Here is a 22,486-nt window from a genome sequence, read left to right on the forward strand (position 1 = left end):
AAATGAGAGAGCCGTGCAGGATCGGGCGGGGCTTGAAAATTCTTCGCCGCCAGCGACCGCGTCCCTGCACGACTCCGCACTTAGGTCATTGCCTTCCCACCCTTTGCTGATGATAGGATGCGGAAAAGCGGCAATGATGCCGGCAAGGAAGAGGGAAGGCCGGATATGACGATGACAGCGGGCGCGAATGCCGGTTCTCAGGTCGGAACAAGGACGGCGGCGCGGGGGTTGGCCGGTTTCGTCTTTGCTCTGTTCTTCGTGTTCGGTGGAATCACCAGTCTCAACGATGTACTGATCCCCAAGCTCAAGGATCTCTTCACCCTCACCAACGCGCAGGTATTGCTGGTCCAGTCGGCCTTCTTTGCGGCCTATTTCCTGATTTCCATTCCCGCCTCCGCGCTGGTGCATCGCTTCGGTTACATGCGGACGGCGGTGATCGGGCTGCTGTCGATGACGGCGGGGTGCCTGCTGTTCATTCCGGCGGCAGGATCAGGCCTGTTCGGTGCGTTCCTGTTCGCACTATTCGTGCTGGCGAGCGGAATCACCATCGTGCAAGTGGTCGCCAATCCTTTGATCTCCATGCTGGGCACGCCCGAAACCGCGTCCAGTCGCTTGACCTTCGCGCAGGCATTCAATGCGCTGGGCACGACCGTCTTTCCCTATGTCGGGTCGATACTGATCCTGGGCAGCATTGCAAAAATCGATCCGTCCACCCTGACGGGGGAGGCGTTGACTGCCTTTCGCGCGCAGGAGGCGCGGGTGGTCGTCCATACCTATATCGGTCTGGCAGTTGCGCTGGTCATTGTCGCGTTGGCGGTCTGGTTCCGGCGCACGAAGCTCAAGGAAACACGCGCGGCGAAGATGAACGTCACCGCCGCCTTCGGGCTGTTGTCGCGGCCTCGCTTTGCTTTCGGGACAATGGGCATCTTCCTCTATGTCGGCGCGGAAGTGACGATCGGCAGCCTGATGGTGCTCTATCTGGTGCAACCCAGCACGCTGAGCCTCGACATGGAAAGTGCGGGCAAGCTGGTCGCTTATTATTGGGGCGGCGCGATGGTGGGCCGCTTCATCGGATCGGCGGTGCTGCGCTTCTTCTCGCCGGGGCGAGTGTTGGCCTGCGTCGCGACAGGCGCGGTGTTGCTGTTGGGGATTTCGGCTTCCACGACGGGCGCGGTGTCGGGTTGGTCGCTGATCGCTATCGGCCTCATGAATGCGATCATGTTCCCGACGATCTTCAGCCTCGCGTGCGAAGGGCTGGGCCAGCGCGCGGCGGATGGGTCGGGGGTCATCTGCATGGCGATCGTGGGCGGCGCGATCCTGCCGCCCATCGCCGGATGGGTATCTGACATTGCGACGCTCCGCACGGCGCTGATCGTGCCCGCCATCGCCTATGGCCTTATCCTGTTGTTCGGACTGTTCGCTACGCGTCCAGTCATCCCCCTGGAGGAGTAATCAGGCGGCGGCGTCCTTCACTTTCCTGAGACGCAGCGACAGGCCGATGTAGAAGATCCCGACTATCAGCGCGAAGATGCCGATCATCCAGGCGACGGACAGCAAGCCGGTAAGCGGATAGCCGATCAGCAGCGCTCCGAGAATGACGGAGGCAAGGCCGCTCAACGCCAGCATCGATTCATTGTCGATCGCTTTGCGGAGACGGATCGCGCCGATGATCTGAAGCAGGCCCATCGCGATCAGCCATGCCGAGAAATAGAGAAGCAGGCCAAAGGCGGTGACGGCCGGCGCGAAAAAGGTGAGCAGCCCCGCCGCCACGCCCAGCAGGCCGACCAATCCCATCCACCATCGCGACCCTCCGCCCGGCCGTTTCGTCATGAAGGCGGTTGCAATGGCTAAAATTCCGTCGACAAAGGCGAATGCGCCCCACAACAGCACGATCGACAACAGCGATAGCGACGGCCACAGAAAGGTGAGAACGCCGAACAATATGGCCGCGATCCCCCGCAGCAGGATGAGCCACCAATTATCGATCAGCCACGTGATTTCAGAAAAGCGTCCGAGAGCGGTTCCATTCGTCATGTCGGTTCCCCTTTTTCACAATGACGGGCATTTCTTCGAACAGGTCGAGCAACACCGAAATGGCCCGGCAATGACTGATCCAAAGAGGAAGCTAAATCAAAAGGATGCAGGATGCCAGCCATTCGGGTCACGGATAAGGGAACTATCCATGCCCCTGAAGCAGCAGCGTGGCGCGCAGCCCCGGCCCGTTTTCAGCCAGTTCGATACGGCCATGGTGCAACCGCGCGACCGCTTCGGCCAGCGATAGGCCCAATCCCGAACCTGGCTTGCTGCGCGATGGATCTAGCCGCCCGAACCGCTTGAGTGCGGCGGCGCGCAGATCCTCCGGGATGCCGGGGCCATTGTCCGCGACGCTGATTGCCAGCCATGATCCGACCTCACGCTGTTCCGCCGACAGAGTGATGTGATCGCCGCTCTCCGCATGGCTCAGCGCATTGTCGATGAGGTTGGCGAGCGCCTGGCTCACCAATTCGCGGTGCAGCGGGAAGGGCGGCATATCCGGCGCTTCGATGGCGAGGGCAAATCCGCTATCCTCGACCAACGGCCCATAAACCTCCTCTAGGTCGCGCAGTAGCGTTCGGATATCGGTGTCCAGCAGCCGGTCTCCGCCGAAGCCTGCCTCCGTCCGGCTGATGAGCAGCGCCGTCGACAACATGGATTGCAGCGCGCGGGCTTCGCGATGCACTTTTTCCAAGGCGTCGAGCGCCATGTCGTCCCGTGTCTGCGCGCTTGCCTGCTCGACGACGGAGATCAGGCGCGTGACCGGGGATTTAAGGTCGTGGGCAAGCCCGTCGGTCATCATGCGAAGCTGCGTCACCAGCGCGTCAATCCGCTCCAGCATGGCGTTGATCGACTGGCCGAGCTGATCGAAGGCATCAGCGCTGCCATCCGTTTCGACCCGCCGGTCCAGGGCGCCCACCGCGACGGCGTTGGCGGTGTCGGCTATCGCCGAAACTTGCCGCGCCAGCACCCGGCCCAGCAGGATGGCGATTCCTAGTGTCAGCATCAGCGTCATGACGAAGGCGATGCTGAGCGCTTCTTCATAGATGCGAGAGAGTTGCAGGCTGTTGGTGGTCGCGATGCCAGTTAACAGATGGCCGCCGCTGGACAGGGTGTCCGCCGTCACGCCTATGGGTTCGGGGCGGTCATTGCCTATGCGATAAAGGTCGATGGTCTGCCATGGGCTGTCATAGGCAATGGTGGCAGGCCATGCGCCCAGATTGCCGATCAGCACCCGCCCTTGCGCGTCGGTGAGGAGGAGGACGATCCTTTCGCCCCTTACCGTGGAAAGCCGCCCCTTGATCGCGCGTTGTAGCGCCGAAAGTCCGCGCACGCGCTCTACCCGTAGCAGTTCGTCGCGCAGGCTTTCCACGGTCTGCCGGTCCGCCGCGACGATCGAGCGCTGGCTTGCCTGCTGCACAAAGAGCAGCACTCCGCCGCTGACGATGAATTGGCAGAGGAAAGCCAGTCCCACGAAGCGCCCGATGGTTGACCGCGCAAAGCCCCGCAGGCGGGTCGCGATGCTATTTTTCGATGCCAAGGCGGTATCCCATGCCACGCACGGTGTGCAGCAACGGACGGTCGGACCCGTCGTCCAGTTTGCGGCGCAGGCGGCTGACATGCACGTCGATGACGTTGGTGCCGGGATCGAAATGATAATCCCACACGCCTTCCAGCAGCATGGTGCGGGTTACGACCTGATCGGGGTGGCGCAGGAAAAATTCCAGCAGGCGGAATTCCCGCGGTTGCAGATCCACCGCCTTGCCGCCGCGTTTCACCCTGCGGGAGAGGAGGTCCATCTCCAGATCGTCGTGGCGCAGCGCCGTCACCACAGCGCCGCCGCTCTGTCCGTTCCGCGCACGGCGTAGCAGTAATTGCACGCGGGCAAGCAACTCGGCGAAGGCGAAAGGCTTGGTCAGATAATCGTCCGCGCCGCCGGTCAACCCTTCTACCCGGTCTTCGGGCGTGCCGAGCGCGGAAAGGATGATCGCAGGCGTTTCGATACCTGCCGCGCGCAGGGCTTTCAGCACGGACATCCCGTCCATAGCGGGCATCATCCGGTCGAGGATGATCGCGCCATAGCCGCTGTCGCTCGCCAGGAACAGGCCGTCGCGACCATTGTCTGCCCGATCGACGGTGAAGCCCGCCTCCGTCATCCCTTTGGCGATATAGTCGGCGGTGACGGCATCATCTTCGACGATGAGGATTTTCTGGCTCATTTGCTGTCATCCGACAGATCGAAGGTCACTTTCCGCATCGTTCCCTCATGACGCAGCGCCAGCCGGACGCTACTCCGCGAATGATGTAACAGATAGGCGGTCGCCTGATCCAGCGATCGCGAGGCTTGCCCGTCGATTTGCACGATATTGTCTCCCACCGCGAGTCCCAGCCGTCGCGCTTGCCCATCCGACGCCAGGCTGGTGACGATCAGGCCTGATCCCGCAGGCTGTCCATTCACCAGCGTCAAGCCAGGCAAGATATGCCCCTGTGCAGCAGCTTGCCCCGCATGGCTGCCGGTTGCCCGATGGACATGGAGGAAGAAGGCAAAGCTCATTCCCAGCGCGCCGATGGCGAGGCACCCCAGCATCGCGCCGGTCGCGGTTCTGCTTTTCCGGTTATCGCGCCGGAGCGCTTTCATGCGGCGCGCAATCGTCGGGAAGGGCTGGGGGAAGGAAGGGCTTCGCCCGGAGCCATGGCGACGCGGCCCGATCGCTCGAGCTTGCCCCAGCCCACGACCCAGCCGCCGACGGCCGAAGCAATGGCGCGCACCACCACCCAATACATGATCTGGCGGTAGACAAAGCGCTGCGCGATCAGCAGATGCGGGGGATAGCGGAGCGTGCCCCCGTCGAGCCGATAGGCAACCCAGCCGCAGGCGACGTCGATGGCAATGAAGGTCAGCCAATAGACGCCCATGGTCCAGACGTCACCGCTGGTCTGCGCCCAGCCATGTTCCTGCACCCGGACCACGGTGGCGGCGATGGAGAGGATGAGGGCGAGGTCGATCAGCGGAGAGATCGCCGCAAAGACGATCTGGAAAAGCCACGCCTGCGGCATCCCGACCAGCGCGAGGCCAGTGGGCTTGCGCGCCCGCAGCACGCTGGCATGTTTCCACAGGCATTGCAGCGTGCCGAACGCCCAGCGATAACGTTGCTTGGCAAGGGCGCGAAAGTCTTCGGGCGCTTCCGTCCAGGCGACCGCTTCAGGGTCGTAGGTGACGCGCCAGCCCGCGCGCTGGATCGCGATGGTCAAATCCTGATCCTCCGCCAGCGTGTCCTCGGGATAGTCGCCGACCGCATCCAGCGCCGCACGCCGCCACGCGCCGACCGCGCCCGGCACCACCGTTATCGCATCGAAACCCGCCAGCGCGCGCCGTTCCAGATTCTGCGCCGTGATATATTCCAGCGCCTGCCAGCGCGTGACGAGGTTCACCCGGTTCCCTACACGCGCCTCGCCCGCCACGGCGCCGATGGCGGGGTCGACGAACCAGCGGGCAAGGCGAGCGATGGTCGTCGGCTCGAACTGGGTATCGGCGTCGAGCGCGATGACGATCTCGCCCATCGCTTGGGCGAGGGCGCGGTTCAGCGCCGACGCTTTGCCGCCATTTTCCAGCGTGAGCAGCGTGACGCGCGGATCGCCAGCAAATGCGCTGGCGACGGTGGCGCTGGTTGCATCCTTCGACCCGTCATCCGCCACGATCAGTTGGAGGCCGGGATATTGGCTCGCAAGCACCCGGCGGATGGATGCTTCGATCACGCGGGCTTCATTATAGGCGGGGATGATGACCGACACGCTGGGTTGATGGACCGGCGGCTGCATGCGGGGACGGCGCGACTGGAAAGTAGCGAGCCCCGCCATCAGCACCGCCCGTGCTATCCCCAGCGAAATTGCGAGGGTGAAGATCCAGCCGAGCAATGTGCTGAGCGCCGCCAGCGTGACGAAGGCGGCGACGTCGATCCGCACTGCCGTCAGGTCAGCGGGCTGGACCGGCGGCATGGCGGTTTGTTGAGACAGGCCCGCAAGGCGCGAGACGGGCACAAAGCTGTATCCCTCCGCCCGCAGCGTCGCGATGATGCGGGGCAAGGCCGCGACCGTTTCCGACCGCTCGCCGCCGCCGTCATGCAGCAGGACGATATTTTCGGAACGGTCGGGCGTCACGGCATGGACTTGATCGATCACCTGCCTGACGATTGCATCGGTGCCGGGGCGCTGCCAGTCATTGGGATCGACATGGAGACCGACAACCGTATATCCCGCTTTCTGTGCGGCGAGTGCGGGGCCGAGTTCGTCCGCCGTGGTGGGTTCCGCATCCCCGAAATAGGGTGCGCGGAACAGCTTCATGCTACGGCCGGTATAGGCTTGCACCAGCCGCTGCGTGGCGTTGAGCTGGAGTCGCGTCCCTTCCTCCGGCCATGTCGCAAGGTTGGGATGGGCATAGGTGTGATTGCCGATCTCGCTGCCGTCCGCGACGATGCGGCGCAGCAGGGCCGGATGCTCCAGCGCATTTTCCCCGATGACGAAGAAGGTCGCGGGCGTGTGCGTCCTTTCGAGGATGGAGAGGATCTTCGGCGTCCATGTCGCGTCCGGCCCGTCGTCGAAGGTCAGCGCGAGCATCTTCGCCCGCTGCCCGCCGGTCCGCTGCACTTGATAGGGCGTGGGAAGGGCGCGGTAGCTTTCCCGCGCGATCATGCCCTGCGGCCCAAAGGCGATGGCGCGGCTGCCTTCGGTCGGCGTCGCGGTGATCCGCAGGATTTCGCCCGTGCCCTCGACATCGGTGTTGAGCATACTGGCGATGCGGGTCAGGTCCGGTCGGCCGCCGCGGCGGAAGGCGGTGAGGTCGGGCCAGAAGCCGGGGTCTTCGCTGCCCAGCCGCCACAGCGCCACGCTGCCCACGCCGAGTCGTTTGAGCGCTAGCATCTGGTTCCATGTCGCGGCGGCGTCCAGCATCCAGACTTGGTGCCGCTGTCCGCTTTCGTCATAGGCGAAACCGGTATTGCCGCTGGCTGGATCGAAGGTGACGGGCGCATCGCTGTCATGCGCGGCGAGCCATGCCTCGTCTAGCGATAGTGCATCGGCGGCCCCGCCGTGCCAGTCATAGCCATAGCTGCCGAGAGCGACGACCAGTTTGTCAGGACCGATGCGGCGTATCGCCTCTTCAACCTGCCGCACGAACCAGGGCTGCGCGGCGATGGGACCGGCCTCGCCGCCTTGCCAATGCTGGTCATAGGCCATGAAGATCAGTCGATCAGCAGCGCGCGCGAGTTGCTCCATCGGCCATCCGTCGCCCGCCGGAACGGTGAGCGCCAGCGTCGCGTGGGGCGGCATGGCAGCGCGAAGCATGTGGAGGAAGCGCAGATAATCGCCCATCGCCCCGTCCGGCAGGGATTCGAAGTCCATGACGAGCCCGCCCATCCGATGCCGCGCCACATAGTCGCCCAGGTGCCGGGCGAGCAGGCGGCTCGTTTCCGCATGGCCGAGCAGCCGCGCCATGCCCGCGCCGTCCCAGCCATTATCACTGACATTCTGGACCATCGGCAATAGCTTGGGCGGATGCGGCATGGCGGCAATCATCTGGGACAGGCGCGGGTCACTGACGAAATGCGGCATGGGGGAATGAGCCGAAACCGTTACCAGCGCGGGCACGATCCAATCAAGTTGTCCCACATGCCGCCGCAGCGAGGCGATGCTCGTTTCATCATCGGGAACGTAGAAGCCGACGTTCAGCGGCTTGACGGCCCTGCGGGTGGCGGGCCAGTCGGGCAGCCATTTCGTGATGTCGTGATGCAGGCGAGACAGGCCGTAAAGGCGCGCCGCATGGGGTTGGGGCAGCGGCAGGGCCAGGTCGCCTTCGGACGGCACGGCGATCAGCGTGGAGGCAAAGGCGATGGCCGCCGCAACGATGGCCGCCAGTAACGTCGCCAAGGCGCGTCGCGCCCATATGCCCCGCCGCCCGGTGGGGTCGAAGAAAATCGGGCTTGTCATGTCGTCGCTCGAGCGCCTGTCGCTATTATTCCGGGTACATAGAGATCGCCGTCCGCAACGGTGATGATCCGATGATGAAATCTTGGTCATGATGGGCATCGGCCTTTTCGTCGACGTTCGCGTGTTCCGGGCGAAGCGGCGATCTGCTACCGCTGATGCGTCCATATGATCTGGAGACATCATGAGCGTCGTTGCTGCCTATCTCTACAGCGCGGGGAAACCAGTCGAAAGTGTTTCGCTCGATCATGCGCCGGTGATGGGGAATCCGTCCGATTTCGTATGGATCGGGCTGGTGGAACCTTCGGAGCAGGAATTACGGACGTTGCAGGTGCATTATGGCCTGCACCCCTTGGCGGTCGAGGACGCGCTCAAGGCGCACCAGCTTCCGAAGGTGGACGTATATGGCGATCAACTTTTCGTGGTCGCGCGCACGGCCCATCTGGATGGGGACAAGATCCTCTACGGGGAAACGGCGGTTTTTCTGGGGCCGAACCATATCATCTCCGTGCGGCACGGTTCTGCCCGCGCTCACACGGAATTGCGATCGCATCTGGAGGCGGCGCCTTCGCTGCTCAGCCATGGCGTCGACTATGTGCTCCACGCGATCCTCGATTTCATCGTCGACGGTTATCTGCCCATTGTTGAAACCATTGAGGAGGAAGTGCTCGCGATGGAGGATCGGGCGCTCGACACTTTTCTTGAGCGGGACGACATCATGCGTATCTTTCACCTGCGCCGGGAACTGATCCGTTTTCGCCGTATTCTTGGCCCCATGTCGGAAATGGCGAGCCGGCTCGTGCATCTCGATCTGCCTTGTCTCGACGCGCAGGTGCAGCCCTATTTCAAGGACGTGTATGATCATGTGCGGCGGGTTGAAGTCATGGTCGAGAATTTGCGCGAAGTGCTGACTTCGGTGTTCGAGGTCAGCCATCTGCTCGAATCCCAGCGGCAGGGCGCTACCACGCGGCAATTGGCAAGCTGGGCCGCCATCCTTGCCGTGCCCACCGCGATTGCGGGAATTTATGGCATGAATTTCCGCAATATGCCTGAACTGCGGACGCATTATGGCTATTTCGTCGTTCTGGCGGTGATGGCGAGCATCTGCGGACTGCTTTACCTGCGTTTCAAGCGGGCCAACTGGCTCTAGGCGGTCGCTGGTTGCGATTGGTCCGCGGCGTCTTTAGCCTTGTCCCGCTTCCTTCCGATCCAGATATGAGTGCCTGTCCGTTGAAGTCCTTTTCCACTGTCCCACGTTTCCTGTTGCTGATCTTCGCCTTTCTTCCCGGCATGGCCGCCGCTCTTCCTGCCAATCGCCCGACGCCGGGCTATACCCGGGTCGCCATCGAAACCTCTGTCGGGACGATCATCGTTGCTACCGACAATCGCCATGCCCCGCACACAGCAGCCAATTTCCTGGCCTATGTGGATGATGGGCGGTTCGATGGCGTCACTTTCTATCGGGCGGCGCGACGCAAAAGCGCACCGGAACTCGGCCTGATCCAGGGCGGCATCGACACGGATGCGCGTCGTGCGTTGCCCCCCATCCAGCATGAGTCGACGAGCAAGACGGGCATCCGCCATCTCAACGCCACGCTGTCGATGGCGCGGCCCAACCGTCCCGATTCGGCGATGGGTAATTTTTTCATCACGGTGGGGCCGACGCCGAACATGGACGCGCAGGGCAGTTATATCGGCTATGCCGCCTTCGGTCATGTCGTCGCGGGGATGGACGTGGTAAAGCGCATCCTCGCCATGCCGACTTGTTGTGGCTCAGGTCCTATGCGCGGGCAGATGATCGTGAAGCCGATCCGCATCATCCGCGCCAAAAGGCTCGACGGAACGCCACTCCCGACCGGCAAGGTGAAGCCCTGGCTGATCGGGATTAACCGTCCGAAAGCGAAGTGAAGAGACGACCGTGCCTATATTGGAAGGCACGCCGCGTTCCTAGGTTCCGATTCAGAATGGCGACGCGCTTTCCTTCCAGCTAATTCTTGCGCTGCGGCACGGAAAAGGTGCCTGATACGCGCCCGCTGGACCCGCCCGAAACGCCCGGCGTCCCGCCGCTCGCCCGCCCGTCGACAGTGGAAAGCCCGCTGTTGAGGTCCATCACGAGCCGCCCGCCCGTCAGACGATTCGCGCCTTGCGTCAGCGCCACATTGCCCAACATGGTGATGAGCCGCTTGTTGAGGTCGTAAATGGCGACATTGCCACGCGCCGTCTGGTCCGCCTTTGTCACAACGACATTGCCCGAAGCATCGATCCGATCGACTTCCACGCCACTGCCGGTATTGCCGGTGCTGTTGCCCGGCGTCTGGCGATAGGCAACGGTCATGCGCGCCGCATTCAGCGTCATGCCCGCCTGTGTTACGACGACATTGCCCGACACGACCACCCGGTCGGCGCGGTCCTGCACTTCGATCCGATCGGCGGAGAAGTTGACCGGCGCATTGCTATCGTGATTCTTCATCACCTGCGCGCCTGCCCCCGCGAAAATGGCGCTCGCGGTGCCGATCGCGCCTAGTGAAAAGAGGGTGATGGTGCGTTTCATCAATTCCGCCCTTTGAGGCCATTTTGTTCGATGCGCAAGCGCGCCCTGCCGTTCAGCGTCACCGTGCGGGCATTGAGATCCGCTTCCAGATGATCGCCGCTGAAGGTGCCGATGGGGATGCGCCCGTCGACCCGGCCTGCGCTCTTGAGCCTGCGGGACTGAAGGTCGACGCCGACATCGCGGGTCGTCATGCGGTATCCGCCCGCCGACTCGAACTGCACCGGGCCGATGATGCCGACCCGTTCGCTATCCATATTATACTGGCCCTTTTGTGCACTCAGCACCGCGGGGCCGTCGGACAGCAATATGCGCGCTGACAGGTCGCTCAAGTCCACGACGGGCTCGCGTGAGCTTTTCTGCACCGCCGATCCCGCGCGCAGGGAGAAGGGCTGCCCCTTGCTGTCCTCCCCTCGGTAGAGCGCCTCTGTCAGGCGCATCCTCTCATGCGCGATCTCGACCCGGTTCTTGTCGAGCAGGAAGCTGACCTTGTCCCCGCCGGTGAAGGGCGCGGTCGCCAACAGCGCCGCCAGAACGCCCACCGCGACCGGCAGCCAGTTTTTAAGCGTCCTGACCAGCCGGTCATGGCTGCCGCCCGGCCGCGCCCAGTGGCGGCGCGCATGGCGTTGCTGTTCAGCCTGGATCGACATGGATGGCGCGCTTCCCTTTATATCCTTACATGTGGGCGAAGATATCGATCTCCGGCCACCCCGCCAGATCTAGGACAGCCCGATGAGGGAGGAAATCGAAACAAGCCTGCGCCAGTTCCATGCGCCCTTCGCGGATCAGCCGCTTGTCGAGCTGTTCTTTCAGCAGATGCAGATAACGCACGTCCGACGCCGCATAATCCTTTTGCGCGTCGGACAGCAGCGGCGCGCCCCAGTCGGAACTTTGCTGCTGCTTGCTGATTTCCTGCCCCAGCAGTTCGCGCACCAGTTCCTTCAGGCCATGACGGTCGGTATAGGTCCGTACCAGACGCGAGGCGATCTTGGTGCAATAGGCGGGCGCGGCGATCACACCCAGATAATGTTTGATGGCGGCAATATCGAAACGCCCGAAATGATAGAGTTTCAGCCGCTCCGGATCAGCCAGAACCGCCTTCAGGTTTGGCGCGGCATAATCACTTCCCGGACTGAAGCGCACCAGGTGCTCATCGCCCTTGCCGTCGCTGATCTGGACGACGCACAGTCGGTCGCGCGGGGTGATGAGGCCCATGGTTTCAGTATCGACGGCGATCGGGCCGGGTGCAAGGACGCCCTCGGGCAGATCCTCTTCATGGAAATAGACGGTCATGGCTCCCCTCTATGGTGAAAGCGGTCATATCGCAATCGAGGCTTTCATCCTGTCTCTATGGCATCCTGTCTCTATGGAAATGCGGGCCAGCGGAATCTGACGGGTTGCAGGCTAAAATCATTCGCGCTCCCCCGAAAAGTTGATATAGTGATTCTCAAACCGCTGTGCTGCGGTGGATTCTGCATGTCATTTCGCCCGGCATGTTTGTCCGATTTTACATTTGGGCGAAGCGAAAGTGACCAACAGGGCATGAGTTTTGATAGAGGTCGCCGCGGCGGGCGCGGCAAGGACAAGCGCGACGGTTTCGGCGAAGACAGTTTCTACGAAGGTGGCCGCACTTTCGGCGGTGGCGGCTTTGGTGATCGTGGTGGTTTCGGCGGTGATCGCGGCGGCTTCGGCGGTGGTGACCGAGGTGGCTTCGGCGGCGGTGGCGCTGGCGGCGGCGGTGGTTTCCGCAGCGGCGGTGGCGGCGGCTTTGGCGGCGGCGGCGCTGGTGGTTTTGGCGGCGGTCGCGGCGGAATGCCCGCACAGGTCGTCGGCGAAGGCACTGGCGTCGTAAAGTTCTTCAATGGACAGAAGGGTTTCGGCTTCATCGTGCGTGATGATGGCGGCGAAGACGTATTCGTGCACATCAGTGCGGTCGAACAGGCAGGCCTGACCGGCCTGGCGGAAGGGCAGCCGCTTGGCTTCACCCTCGTCGATCGCGGCGGTAAGGTGTCGGCGACCGACCTGAAGATCGAGGGCGAGCCGCTTCCGGTCGAGGAACGTGCGCCGCGTGAGCCGCGCGCAGGCGGTTTCGGCGGCGCTGAGCGTGGTGGCGATCGCGGTCCTCAGCGTCAGCTTACCGGCGAGCGCGCCAGCGGCACGGTCAAGTTCTTCAACGCGATGAAGGGCTTCGGCTTCATTCAGCGCGATGATGGCCAGCCGGACGCATTCGTGCACATCAGTGCGGTTGAGCGTGCGGGCATGCCCGCCCTCAACGAAGGCGACCGTTTGGACTTCGAACTGGAAGTCGATCGCCGCGGCAAATATGCGGCGGTGAATCTCCAGTCGAAGGCCGACTGACGCCCTGCTATCCTGCCGTCAGGATACAGAGCAAGAAAGGGTCGCCTGCCCGGCGGCCCTTTTTCTTTTAAGGTTGCCGTGAATGGGTCGAGAGCGGGCGTTGCCCGCGACATCATGCTGAACTTGGTTCAGTAATCATCATGTCCCAAGAACCCTGCTTGATCCGGCAATTGAACCCTGAGCCGAGCCTGCGAAGCTGAACAAGTCCGCGGTGTCGGGGAAGGATGCCGGGTCGCCACCAATCTCTCACCTTGCGAACCCATCCGTTGCCCGGATCAGGGCGTCCAATATGCCCGGCTCGTTATAGGCGTGGCCCGCGCCCTCGATCATCTCGAAGCGCGCCCGCGGCCAAGCGCGGTGCAGCGACCAGGCGGTCTCCGCCGGGCAGGCCATGTCATAGCGGCCCTGCACGATGACGCCGGGAGTGTCGCGTAGCTTGCCCGCGTCGCGGATGAGCTGGTCGTCCTCCAGCCAGCCGCCATGGACGAAATAATGATTTTCGATTCGGGCGAAGGCGAGCGCAAAATCGTCGGCTTCGTGGGTCGCCGACAGATCGGGGTCGGGCAGCAGGCGGATGGTTTCGCCTTCCCAGACGCTCCATGCCTTGGCCGCTGCGATCTGCGCCGTATGATCCTCTCCCGTCAGGATGCGGCGATAGGCATGGAGCAGATCGCCGCGCTCGCTTTGCGCTATAGGCGCGAGGAAGCGTTCCCATTTGTCCGGATAGATGCGGCTCGCGCCCTCCTGATAATACCAGTCGATCTCGCGCTTGCGGACGGTGAAGATGCCGCGCAGCACCAGTTCGCTGACGCGATCCGCATGGGCCTGAGCATAAGCGAGCGCTAGCGTCGATCCCCATGACCCGCCGAAAACCAGCCATTTTTCGACGCCCATCATGGTCCGCAGCCGTTCGATGTCGGCCACCAGATGCCATGTCGTGTTGGCGTTGAGGTCGGCATGGGGCGTCGAGCGGCCGCAGCCGCGCTGGTCGAACAGCAGCACGTCATAACGCGCCGGATCGAATAGACGCCGATGATCGGGCGCGCAGCCCCCGCCTGGCCCGCCATGAAGGAAGATGGCGGGCTTCGCGCCCGGCGTTCCGGCGCGTTCCCAGTAGACGCTGTGGCCGTCCCCGGTATCGAGATGGCCGGAGGTGAAAGGTTCGATCGGGGGATAAAGTGTTCGCATGGTCCGACATTACAATCTCCCATGTCGGAAATACAATTTGCGACAAATCTCCCTTTGCTCCGCGAGAATTTTGCGACAACTGGCTGCTAGGCTCAGGACCCATTGATCCGGGAGGGATGATCTGATTCAGGCTCCGCAAGGAGATTGAACATGAGCGACCTGTACTGGCTGACGGACGAGCAGATGGCTCGGCTCCGACCGTATTTTCCCAAGAGCCACGGCAGGCCACGAGTCGATGATCGGCGGGTGCTGAGCGGGATCATTTTCGTCAATCGCAACGGGTCGCGCTGGTGTGATGCGCCGAAGGACTATGGTCCCCACAAGACACTCTACAACCGATGGAAGCGGTGGGGCGAGATGGGTGTCTTCCTCCGCATGATGGAAGGGCTTGCCGCCGAGGGCGCCGATCCGAAGACGGTCATGATCGATGCGACCTACTTGAAGGCGCACCGCACGGCATCGAGCCTGCGGCTTAAAAAGGGGATCTCGGGCGGCTGATCGGCCGCACCAAAGGGGGCATGAACACGAAGCTTCACGCCGTCACCGATGCAAACGGTCGTCCGCTCAGCTTCTTCATGACCGCAGGCCAGATCAGCGATTATACCGGCGCTGCCGCGCTACTCGACGACCTTCCCAAGGCGCAGTGGCTGCTGGGCGACCGCGGCTATGACGCCGACTGGTTCAGGGGCGCCCTTCAAGAAAAGGGGATCAAGCCCTGCATTCCTGGGCGAAAATCCCGTCTCGATCCCATCAAATACGACAAGCGTCGCTACAAACGCCGCAACCGCATCGAGATCATGTTCGGTCGCCTCAAGGACTGGCGCCGCGTCGCCACCCGCTACGATCGGTGCCCTACGGTCTTCTTCTCCGCCATCGCTCTTGCCGCCACCGTCATCTTCTGGCTCTGATCAATGAGTCCTGAGCCTAGGCAGGCCATGTTCAGGTCTGTTCTGGGGGTTTCCGTGCGGCGTTCCATGTCCTTTGCCATTTTCACCTTATTGTCCGGCGCGGCGCCCGGCGCGCTGATGGCGCAGGAGGCCGAGCGCCGCCCGCCCGTGGAGATGGACGAAGGGGAGGAAATCGTCGTCACCGGCCAGCCGGAACGTGGGGCGGTGTTCGGAGATGTCCAGCCCGAACAGCAGTTCCGCGCCGCCGACATCCGCGCGCTGGGCGTCGCGTCGATTTCCGAAATGGTGTCTGAACTGTCGGCCGAAACCAACGGCACGCCCATCATCCTCCTCAACGGCAAGCGCATCTCCAGCTTTTCGGAGATTCAGGATCTCCCTTCCGAAGCGGTGGCGCGGGTCGACGTGCTGCCCGAACAGGTTGCGCTGTCCTATGGCTATGCGCCGACGCAGAAGGTCATGAACATTGTGCTGCGCCAGCGTTTTCGCGCGGAATCCGCCGATGTGCGCGGGGGCGTGACGACAGATGGCGGGCGTGAGAATGGATCGGCCGAAGCAGGCATCATGCGTATCCGGGGCGACAACCGCTTCACGTTGAACCTCAAATATAGCCGCGCCGCGCAACTGCTGGAAAGCCAGCGGGATATCATTCCGACCGCGCCGTCCCGGCCCTATTCGCTGGGCGGCAATATCACCGCCCCGACGCAGGACGGGGAAATCGATCCGGCGCTTTCTGCCCTTGCCGGGCAGACCGTGACGGTGGCTGCCGTGCCGAAAAGTGCGGCTGCCTCCGTGCCTGCGCTTAGCGATTTCGTGGCGGGCGCGGGACAGCAGAGCGTCAGCGACCTTGGCCGCTATCGCACGCTCAGCCCCGCCACAGAGAATTTTGCCGCCAACGCCACGCTGGCTCGCGCGCTGGGCGGGGTGTCGGCCACCATCAACGGGCGGCTGGAGCTTTCGGACAACGATTCGTTTCAGGGGCTGTCGGCGGCGGCGCTGACATTGCCTGCAGGCAATCCCTTCTCGCCCTTCGCGGGCGATGCGCGGCTTTACCGCTATCTCGCGCAGACGGGTGCGCTGGGGCAGGGGATAAGGGGCACCACGGGCCATATCGGGATCACGCTGAACGGCGCGCTGGGGGGCGGATGGCAATGGTCCTTTACCGGCAATGGCGACATTTCCGACACCCGCACGCGGACGGATCGCGGCATTTCCACCGGCGCGATACAGGCGGCGCTGGAAGCGGGCGACGCGTCGGTGAACCCCTATGGCGACATGTCCGGCAATCTGCTGGCCACACGCCTCACCGACCGTGCGCGGGCGAAATCGCAGGCGATTTCGGGCGATCTGCTGCTGAGCGGCCCGCTATTCGACCTGCCTGCGGGGGAGGTCACGACATCGCTCAGTCTGGGCGGGTCGGCCAATGGCTTTGAAAGCTGGTCGATCCGGTCGGGGGTCGAGCGCAATGCGGATTATAGCCGGGAAATCGCGAGCGGGCAGATCAGCCTGGACGTGCCGCTCACCAGCCGGTCGCGGGACGTGCTGGGGATGCTGGGCGACATCGGCGTCAACATAAACGCCGCCGCGCAGCGCCTGTCGGATTTCGGCACGCTTTCGACGCTGGGCTACGGTCTGCGCTGGAAGCCAGTGAAGGCGGTTCAGGTCCTGATGTCCGCCAATCAGGACCGGGCCGCGCCAACCGGATCGCAGATCACTGATCCGTTGATCTCCACGCCCAATATGCCTGTCTTCGATTATGCCACCGGGCAGACGGTGTTCGTGACGACGTTGTCGGGTGGCAATGCCGGGCTGAAGGAAAGCGTGCGCGACCAGTTCCGCCTGAGCGCAACGGTGAAGCCCTTCGACAAGCCCAATCTGACGCTGACGGCGACCTACCTCAACAGCCGCACCCGTAATCCCATCGCGGCCTTCCCCACGCCCACACCCGCCATAGAGGCGGCCTTTCAGGATCGTTTCCTGCGCGATGCGGACGGCGCGCTGACGCAGATCGACGCGAGGCCGATCAATTTCCTGCGGTCGCAAAGCGAGGAACTGCACTGGGGCTTCAACCTGTCGATCCCGCTCAAATCGCATGTGCAGAAGCTGATGGAAGCTTGGCGCGCGGCGGGTGGAAAGCCCGAAAACCGGCCGGTCGAGCTGCAATCGCTGTTCGGCAATCGCCGTCCCGCTGGTGGAGGCGACGGCGAGGGAGGCGGCGACGGCCAACCCAGACGCGATGCTGGTCCGGGCGGACCGGGTGAGACTGGCGGCAGCAACGCGGGACCGAGCGGAAGGCCGGGCACCGGCTTCGGCGGGCGGGGTGGTTTTGGCGGGCGGCGTGGCGGCGGCGGTGGCGGACGCCTCAGCTTCAGCCTGTATCACACATGGCATTTGACCGAGAGCATCCTGATCGCGCCGGGCGTGCCGGAACTCAACCTGCTGAGCGGCGACGCGACCGGTTCATCGGGCGGGCAACCACGCCATGAGGTCGAAGCGCGGCTGGGCTATTCCAACAACGGCATCGGCGGGCGGCTGAGCGTCAACTGGGAAAGCGGGACGCATGTCGACGGCGCGCTGGGCGGCACGTCGCGCCTGAACTTCGGCAGCCTCGCCACCGCCAATCTGCGCCTCTTCGCCAATCTGGGGCAGATGCCCGGACTGGTGCGCGACCATCCTTTCCTGCGAGGCGCGCGGGTTTCCATCGGCATCGACAATATCTTCAATGCGCGGCGGGATGTGACGGACGCGACCGGGGCGACGCCGCTGCGTTATCAGCCGGACTATCTGGACCCGCTGGGCCGCACGGTGACGATCAGTTTCCGCAAGCTGTTCTTCTGACCGGCCATGCTGCCGCGTGATCTTGCAAAGCGGCGGTTATTAGGTGGATTTTGGACATATTCCATCCGTTCGTCCTGAGTAGCCACTTCGGCTTCGCTCACCCCTACTCCGGGCGAACGGGTGTTGGGAGGAATGGCCGAGAACGGAGACAATCCCGAGAGGTCAGGATGCGAGTAGGCGGCGAGTGGTGGTTTTCAGGCGGCTGAGATCGACCGCCTCCCGGAATTCCACGCCCATGCGGTCATCCTTCGACCAGTGTGCGACGGCGTCGGCGAAATAATTGTCCGCCAGCTCGATGATGAAGGTCGTCCCTTCCGGCACGTTCCACAGTCCTTCGACCAGCGCGCCGGTGGCGGAAATGTTGCGGATGCGCGCGGAATATATGTCTCCGTCATTATGCACGGCCACGGTCCGCAGCATGGATTTGCGTTCGGGCCGACTGGATTTGAAACCTTCGACCTTGGCAGCAGTGCCCGCGCTCAACTGACGTTCGAGCACCTCAGCGGCGCCCATCGGCCGTCCGTAGACATAGCCCTGCACATGACTGCACCCCAGTTGGCGGATCAGGTCCAGCTCGTCATGGGTTTCCGCGCCCTCCGCCGTCGTGTCCATGCCCAGTGCTTCGGCCAGGCTTACGATGGCCTTGATGATTGCGCTGTTGCGATTGCCCTTGATCGCCGCGCCGCGCACGAAGCTCTGGTCGATCTTGATCTTGTCGAACGGCGCTTTCTTCAAGTAGCCGAGCGAGGAATAACCTGTCCCGAAATCGTCCAGCGCCAGACGTACGCCCAGGGCCTTCAGTCGCGCGAACATCGAATCGGTGTCCGCATTGTCGTTCAGGAACACGCTCTCGGTGATTTCCAGCTCCAGGCGTTCGGGCGACAATTGCGTCGACGCCAGCGCGTTCATGATTGTGGAGGGAAAGCTGGGATTGGCGAACTGGATTGGGGAGACGTTGACCGCCACGCGCGTGCTTCCCACCCATTGCGCCGCGTCCTTGCAGGCTGTGCGGATCACCCAGTCCCCGATCTGCGCGATCAGGCCTGTATCCTCCGCGATGGGAATGAAGATATCGGGGCCAATCAGCCCCCGCCGGGGATGCTGCCAGCGAAGCAGCGCTTCATAGCCAGTGATCTGTTCGGTGACGGACGATACGACCGGCTGATAGACCAGATGCAGCGCGTCGGTCGCCAGCGCGTCGCGCAAATCCTCCTCCAGTCGGCGGCGATCTTCCGCATCGGCGTGCATGTCGGATGAATAGAAGCGATAGACGCCTCGGCCGTTGCCCTTTGCCGCATAAAGCGCCAGATCGGCGTTGCGGATCAGAGCGTCGGTGGTCACGCCGTCGTGCGGGCAGTGGGAAATGCCGATCGAAACGCCGATGACGACGGACGTATCCTCGATCTTGTAGGGCTGAGATATGGTGCTGATGATAGCCTGGGCGAGATGGCCCAGCACCGCTGGGTCCTGACGCCCGACCAGAAGGATCTTGAACTCGTCGCCGCCTTGGCGGCCGACCAGCCCCTGATTGCCGACCACTCGGAGCAGTCGCTCGCTGACCTGTCGCAACAGCGCGTCTCCGGCCGGATGTCCCAGCGTGTCATTGACGCTCTTGAAACGGTCCAGGTCCAGCATCATCAGGGTGCATTCGCCCATCTGGCCATTGATGCTCTTGATGGAGTGCTCCAGCGCCTGCATTATCTGGACCCGATTGGCGAGGCCTGTGAGAGAATCGAACTGGGCCAGTCGCGCCACTTCGGCTTGACTGCGCTTTATTTCGGTAAGATCGGTGCCGCTGCCGCGAAAGCCCTGGAACTGACCATATTCATTGAATACCGGTTGGCCGGAAATCGACCACCAGCGCTCCTCGTTCATCATCGCGGCCTGAACGGCGACCTCGGTAAAACCCGAACGCGCCGACAGATGGAATCCCAATGTACGTTCACCGTCGCCATGAGGGCGGTTGCCGGGGCCGACAAGATCGGTGAAAGGTTGTCCGATGAGTTGTTCGACGGGCCTGCCCAACGTCGTGGCCAGCGTTTTGGAAAGATAGACTAGCAATCCCTGCCGGTCCGTTTCCCAGAACCAGCCCCGACCGGAGCGTTCATATTCATGAAGCAGTCGGTCGGAACGCTGGGCCCGCAATTCCTGCCGGTAGCGTAGCATGGCCTGATCGCGGTCCACCCTGGCCTGCCGCACCGTGGCGATCAGCATGACCGACACGCAGCTCACCGCCAGCCCGGCCTGCATCCAGCCGCCTTGCTGCATGACCGACACCAGCAGGACGCCCAGGAAATAGGACAGGCCCAGCAGCCTACGGTCGCCGAAGATGCACACCGCCAGCAGCGCGACGGCAAATTCGGGCACGATGAAATGCAGGGACGGGGCGGTGACATTGCACCAGAGGCTGAATGTAAGTCCCGAAAGGAAAGCCATGGGCAGCATAAGCCACATCTGTACATGTGGCATGAGCGCGCGGAATCGGCTCTGGCGCGGCGCGATCATCAGCGCGCCGTCCGCCAACAGCATCGCCGCCAGCAGGATCGATTGCCATGGGCTGGCTATATGATGGAAAGGCGCGCCGTAGAGGGCGGAAATGCAAATCCTCGCCAGCAGAACCAGCGGCCAAAGCGCGGCAATGAGAAGGAAGGCCCGTGAAACCCAGGTCGCAGATACATCTCCACCGCTTTCTGCCAGTCCCAGCGACGTCATGAGGCCGGGACTGGGCGCTGTGGACTCCGGAAAAGCTGGACGCACGGGGTTCATGCCCTGTGCCTAACCCAAACTTCTTGAAAGAAGCTTACCTAGAAGGCTCAAAAACGACGGAATTTAATCACTTCATTCGCGAAGATCGGCAATCACACTCGCATCGGCATCAGCACATAGAGCGCCGGGCTGCGATCATTCTCGCGAATCAGCGTGGGCGCCGCCGCATCAGCCAGATGCAGTTCGACGAGGTCGCTGTCGATCTGCCCCAATATGTCGAGCAGATAGCGGGCGTTGAAGCCGATTTCGAAGCCTTCGCCCTGGAACGCGCCGGAGACTTCTTCCGCAGCCGTGCCGTTTTCGGGGCTGGTGACGGATAGTGTGATCTTGTCGCGATCGAGTGCCATCTTGACCGCGCGGGTCTTTTCCGTGGCGATGGTGGCGACACGGTCCACGCCTTCCTCGAAGCTGCGCGGGTCGATCTTGAGCAACTTGTCGTTCCCCGTCGGAATGACGCGGCTGTAATCGGGGAAAGTGCCGTCGATCAACTTGCTGGTCAGGATCGCGCTGCCAAGGCCGAAACGGATCTTGCTGGCGGACAGCGAAACTGCGACCGATCCTTCGACCTCGTCCAGCAGCTTGCGAAGCTCGCCAATGCATTTGCGCGGGATGATGATGCCCGGCATCCCATCCGCGCCATCGGGCCGGGGAACCGTCACGCGGGCGAGGCGGTGGCCATCGGTCGCCGCGGCCTTGAGCACCGGCTGGCCTTCATCCGACACATGGAAATAGATGCCGTTGAGATAATAGCGCGTCTCTTCGGTCGAAATCGCGAAGCGCGTCTTGTCGATGATCTGCTTCAGCGTTTCGGCGGGCAGTTCGAAGCTGGTCGGCAGGTCGCCTTCCGCGATCACCGGGAAGTCGTCGCGCGGCAGGGTCGACAGGTTGAAGCGCGCACGGCCCGCCTGGATCAGCATCTTGCCCTCGGCCGCGTGGAGCAGCACCTGGCTGCCTTCGGGCAGCTTGCGCGCGATGTCGAACAGCGTGTGCGCCGAAATGGTGGTGGCACCGGCCTGTTCGACCTGCGCGGAGATGCTCTCCACGATCTGGAGATCGAGGTCGGTCGCCATCAGCTTGATCGCGCCGTCTGCCGATGCTTCGATCAGCACGTTCGACAGGATCGGTATGGTGTTGCGCCGTTCGACCACCGACTGGACGTGGCTCAGACTTTTCAGGAGCGTTGCGCGTTCGATGGTGGCCTTCATGTCCCTGTTCTGTCCGTTTCTTTTTCGCCGATGACCCGGCTTCGGTCGAATCCGGGTGACAATGATGGATGGTCCTTCATAGCCGCTATGACGGCGGCGGCAAGCACTCGCTCATCCTTTCCGTGCAAAGCCAGGGCTTGCAAAAGGAATCGGCTTGGGCTTTGCCGGGGGAATGCGATGCGCCCTTGCCCTGATCCCCATCCTGATGCTGGCTGCCGCGCCAGCGCAGGCGCGCGATTCGCTGGGGATATTCGAAGGTTGGGGCGCTTTCCGCGATCCGGCGACGCCGCGCTGCTACGCCATCGCGCAGCCCGTTAGCATCCGTTCCAGCGTTGCGCTCAATGGATTCGCCTCGGTTGCGAGTTGGCCGCGCGAGAAACTGCGGGGGCAGGTTCATTTTCGCCTGAGCCGGATGCGCGGCGACAAGGCGCCCGTGATCCTGAGCATTGGCGATAGGCGCTTTCCCCTTGTCGCGGGGCAGGTCGATGCCTGGGCCCCCGATGCGCGCGGAGACGCCGCCATTGTCGCGGCGATGCGGTCGGCCACCAGCATGAGCGTGCAGTCCGCCGACATGCGCGGGCGGGCTTTTGCCGACACCTACGCTTTGCGCGGGGCGGCGACGGCGATCGACGCGGCGGCGCTGGGATGCGCGAAACTGCGCTAGA

The 22,486-nt window shown here is 63.1% G+C and carries 18 protein-coding genes; 7 read left to right on the plus strand and 11 right to left on the minus strand.

The window, feature by feature from the left end; translation table 11 throughout:
* The first annotated feature begins 165 nt into the window (after positions 1-165).
* Positions 166-1,452 carry a sugar MFS transporter gene (locus ATN00_RS06165; RefSeq protein WP_082635301.1) on the plus strand — a complete coding sequence of 429 codons (1,287 nt, stop codon included), beginning with the start codon at positions 166-168 and terminating at the stop codon, positions 1,450-1,452.
* Here ATN00_RS06165 and ATN00_RS06170 read toward each other — a convergent pair whose 3' ends face one another.
* The 5 genes from ATN00_RS06170 to ATN00_RS06190 form a co-directional block, all read right to left on the minus strand.
* Complete coding sequence (locus ATN00_RS06170; RefSeq protein ID WP_062063237.1) at positions 1,453-2,034, minus strand: HdeD family acid-resistance protein; 582 nt, start codon at positions 2,032-2,034, stop codon at positions 1,453-1,455. It lies immediately after the preceding gene.
* Positions 2,035-2,176: 142 nt separating this feature from the next.
* Positions 2,177-3,574: a sensor histidine kinase gene (locus ATN00_RS06175; protein ID WP_062063238.1), complete on the minus strand. Its 1,398-nt coding sequence runs from the start codon at positions 3,572-3,574 to the stop codon at positions 2,177-2,179.
* The gene (locus tag ATN00_RS06180; RefSeq protein WP_062063240.1) at positions 3,558-4,253 is read right to left on the minus strand and encodes a winged helix-turn-helix domain-containing protein; all 696 of its coding nucleotides are present in this window, start codon (positions 4,251-4,253) and stop codon (positions 3,558-3,560) included. Before ATN00_RS06180 ends, ATN00_RS06175 begins: the two co-directional genes overlap by 17 nt.
* Positions 4,250-4,672, minus strand: coding sequence for a PDZ domain-containing protein (locus ATN00_RS06185; protein WP_062063242.1), 423 nt, complete (start codon positions 4,670-4,672; stop codon positions 4,250-4,252). Before ATN00_RS06185 ends, ATN00_RS06180 begins: the two co-directional genes overlap by 4 nt.
* Positions 4,669-8,016, minus strand: a complete 3,348-nt coding sequence (locus tag ATN00_RS06190) for a trifunctional glycoside hydrolase family 18/polysaccharide deacetylase/glycosyltransferase family 2 protein (RefSeq protein ID WP_062063244.1) — start codon at positions 8,014-8,016, stop codon at positions 4,669-4,671. The genes ATN00_RS06185 and ATN00_RS06190 overlap by 4 nt, the downstream gene beginning before the upstream one ends.
* A 181-nt stretch (positions 8,017-8,197) precedes the next feature.
* Between ATN00_RS06190 and corA the strand changes: the two genes are divergently transcribed.
* Entirely contained in the window at positions 8,198-9,163 is a 966-nt protein-coding gene (gene corA / locus ATN00_RS06195; RefSeq protein WP_062063246.1) for a magnesium/cobalt transporter CorA, read from the plus strand.
* Between the two features lie 140 nt (positions 9,164-9,303).
* Positions 9,304-9,921, plus strand: a complete 618-nt coding sequence (locus ATN00_RS06200) for a peptidylprolyl isomerase (RefSeq protein WP_062068467.1) — start codon at positions 9,304-9,306, stop codon at positions 9,919-9,921.
* 79 nt (positions 9,922-10,000) lie between these two features.
* Here the strand turns inward: ATN00_RS06200 and ATN00_RS06205 are convergent, their stop codons facing one another.
* From ATN00_RS06205 to ATN00_RS06215, 3 genes are read right to left on the minus strand one after another with little or no spacing between them, the layout of a single operon-like run.
* Positions 10,001-10,564: an LptA/OstA family protein gene (locus ATN00_RS06205; RefSeq protein ID WP_062063248.1), complete on the minus strand. Its 564-nt coding sequence runs from the start codon at positions 10,562-10,564 to the stop codon at positions 10,001-10,003.
* Positions 10,564-11,211, minus strand: coding sequence for an LPS export ABC transporter periplasmic protein LptC (locus ATN00_RS06210; protein ID WP_062063250.1), 648 nt, complete (start codon positions 11,209-11,211; stop codon positions 10,564-10,566). The genes ATN00_RS06205 and ATN00_RS06210 overlap by 1 nt, the downstream gene beginning before the upstream one ends.
* Positions 11,212-11,236: 25 nt before the next feature.
* On the minus strand, positions 11,237-11,854 hold the full coding sequence (locus ATN00_RS06215; RefSeq protein ID WP_062063252.1) for a ribonuclease D: 618 nt from the start codon (positions 11,852-11,854) through the stop codon (positions 11,237-11,239).
* Between the two features lie 249 nt (positions 11,855-12,103).
* Here ATN00_RS06215 and ATN00_RS24260 point away from each other — a divergent pair, with 249 nt between their 5' ends.
* Positions 12,104-12,919 (plus strand): cold-shock protein, encoded by an 816-nt coding sequence (locus ATN00_RS24260; protein WP_062063254.1) that lies wholly within the window; start codon positions 12,104-12,106, stop codon positions 12,917-12,919.
* Between the two features lie 246 nt (positions 12,920-13,165).
* On the opposite strand, the gene pip is transcribed toward ATN00_RS24260, so the two are convergent.
* A complete protein-coding gene (gene pip, locus ATN00_RS06225) occupies positions 13,166-14,107 on the minus strand; it encodes a prolyl aminopeptidase (RefSeq protein WP_062063256.1) in 942 nt (313 codons plus the stop codon).
* A gap of 150 nt (positions 14,108-14,257) precedes the next feature.
* Between pip and ATN00_RS22775 the strand changes: the two genes are divergently transcribed.
* Both ATN00_RS22775 and ATN00_RS06240 read left to right on the plus strand, forming a co-directional pair.
* A protein-coding gene (locus ATN00_RS22775; protein WP_156415232.1) for an IS5 family transposase occupies positions 14,258-15,015 on the plus strand; the annotation gives its coding sequence in 2 pieces (ribosomal slippage) (positions 14,258-14,591 and positions 14,591-15,015; 759 coding nt in all).
* A gap of 66 nt (positions 15,016-15,081) precedes the next feature.
* Positions 15,082-17,850 carry a TonB-dependent receptor gene (locus ATN00_RS06240; protein ID WP_231746398.1) on the plus strand — a complete coding sequence of 923 codons (2,769 nt, stop codon included), beginning with the start codon at positions 15,082-15,084 and terminating at the stop codon, positions 17,848-17,850.
* Positions 17,851-18,012: 162 nt separating this feature from the next.
* Here the strand turns inward: ATN00_RS06240 and ATN00_RS06245 are convergent, their stop codons facing one another.
* Positions 18,013-20,616 (minus strand): putative bifunctional diguanylate cyclase/phosphodiesterase, encoded by a 2,604-nt coding sequence (locus ATN00_RS06245; protein WP_062063262.1) that lies wholly within the window; start codon positions 20,614-20,616, stop codon positions 18,013-18,015.
* Between the two features lie 92 nt (positions 20,617-20,708).
* Positions 20,709-21,821, minus strand: a complete 1,113-nt coding sequence (dnaN, locus tag ATN00_RS06250) for a DNA polymerase III subunit beta (RefSeq protein ID WP_062063264.1) — start codon at positions 21,819-21,821, stop codon at positions 20,709-20,711.
* Between the two features lie 172 nt (positions 21,822-21,993).
* On the opposite strand from dnaN, the gene ATN00_RS06255 reads away from it, so the two are divergent.
* Positions 21,994-22,485, plus strand: coding sequence for a hypothetical protein (locus ATN00_RS06255; RefSeq protein ID WP_062063266.1), 492 nt, complete (start codon positions 21,994-21,996; stop codon positions 22,483-22,485).
* Position 22,486: the final 1 nt, after the last annotated feature.

Origin of the sequence: Sphingobium baderi (assembly GCF_001456115.1) — a bacterium.
Taxonomy (GTDB): domain Bacteria; phylum Pseudomonadota; class Alphaproteobacteria; order Sphingomonadales; family Sphingomonadaceae; genus Sphingobium; species Sphingobium baderi_A.

Excerpts from the sequence above, each read along its gene's own strand:
- ATN00_RS06165 (WP_082635301.1), top strand. The coding sequence starts at position 166 with ATGACGATGACAGCGGGCGCGAATGCCGGTTCTCAGGTCGGAACAAGG.
- ATN00_RS06170 (WP_062063237.1), bottom strand. The coding sequence starts at position 2,034 with ATGACGAATGGAACCGCTCTCGGACGCTTTTCTGAAATCACGTGGCTG.
- ATN00_RS06180 (WP_062063240.1), bottom strand. The coding sequence starts at position 4,253 with ATGAGCCAGAAAATCCTCATCGTCGAAGATGATGCCGTCACCGCCGAC.
- ATN00_RS06185 (WP_062063242.1), bottom strand. The coding sequence starts at position 4,672 with ATGAAAGCGCTCCGGCGCGATAACCGGAAAAGCAGAACCGCGACCGGC.
- ATN00_RS06190 (WP_062063244.1), bottom strand. The coding sequence starts at position 8,016 with ATGACAAGCCCGATTTTCTTCGACCCCACCGGGCGGCGGGGCATATGG.
- corA (WP_062063246.1), top strand. The coding sequence starts at position 8,198 with ATGAGCGTCGTTGCTGCCTATCTCTACAGCGCGGGGAAACCAGTCGAA.
- ATN00_RS06200 (WP_062068467.1), top strand. The coding sequence starts at position 9,304 with ATGGCCGCCGCTCTTCCTGCCAATCGCCCGACGCCGGGCTATACCCGG.
- ATN00_RS06205 (WP_062063248.1), bottom strand. The coding sequence starts at position 10,564 with ATGAAACGCACCATCACCCTCTTTTCACTAGGCGCGATCGGCACCGCG.
- ATN00_RS06210 (WP_062063250.1), bottom strand. The coding sequence starts at position 11,211 with ATGTCGATCCAGGCTGAACAGCAACGCCATGCGCGCCGCCACTGGGCG.
- ATN00_RS06215 (WP_062063252.1), bottom strand. The coding sequence starts at position 11,854 with ATGACCGTCTATTTCCATGAAGAGGATCTGCCCGAGGGCGTCCTTGCA.
- ATN00_RS24260 (WP_062063254.1), top strand. The coding sequence starts at position 12,104 with ATGAGTTTTGATAGAGGTCGCCGCGGCGGGCGCGGCAAGGACAAGCGC.
- pip (WP_062063256.1), bottom strand. The coding sequence starts at position 14,107 with ATGCGAACACTTTATCCCCCGATCGAACCTTTCACCTCCGGCCATCTC.
- ATN00_RS06240 (WP_231746398.1), top strand. The coding sequence starts at position 15,082 with ATGTCCTTTGCCATTTTCACCTTATTGTCCGGCGCGGCGCCCGGCGCG.
- ATN00_RS06245 (WP_062063262.1), bottom strand. The coding sequence starts at position 20,616 with ATGAACCCCGTGCGTCCAGCTTTTCCGGAGTCCACAGCGCCCAGTCCC.
- dnaN (WP_062063264.1), bottom strand. The coding sequence starts at position 21,821 with ATGAAGGCCACCATCGAACGCGCAACGCTCCTGAAAAGTCTGAGCCAC.
- ATN00_RS06255 (WP_062063266.1), top strand. The coding sequence starts at position 21,994 with ATGCGATGCGCCCTTGCCCTGATCCCCATCCTGATGCTGGCTGCCGCG.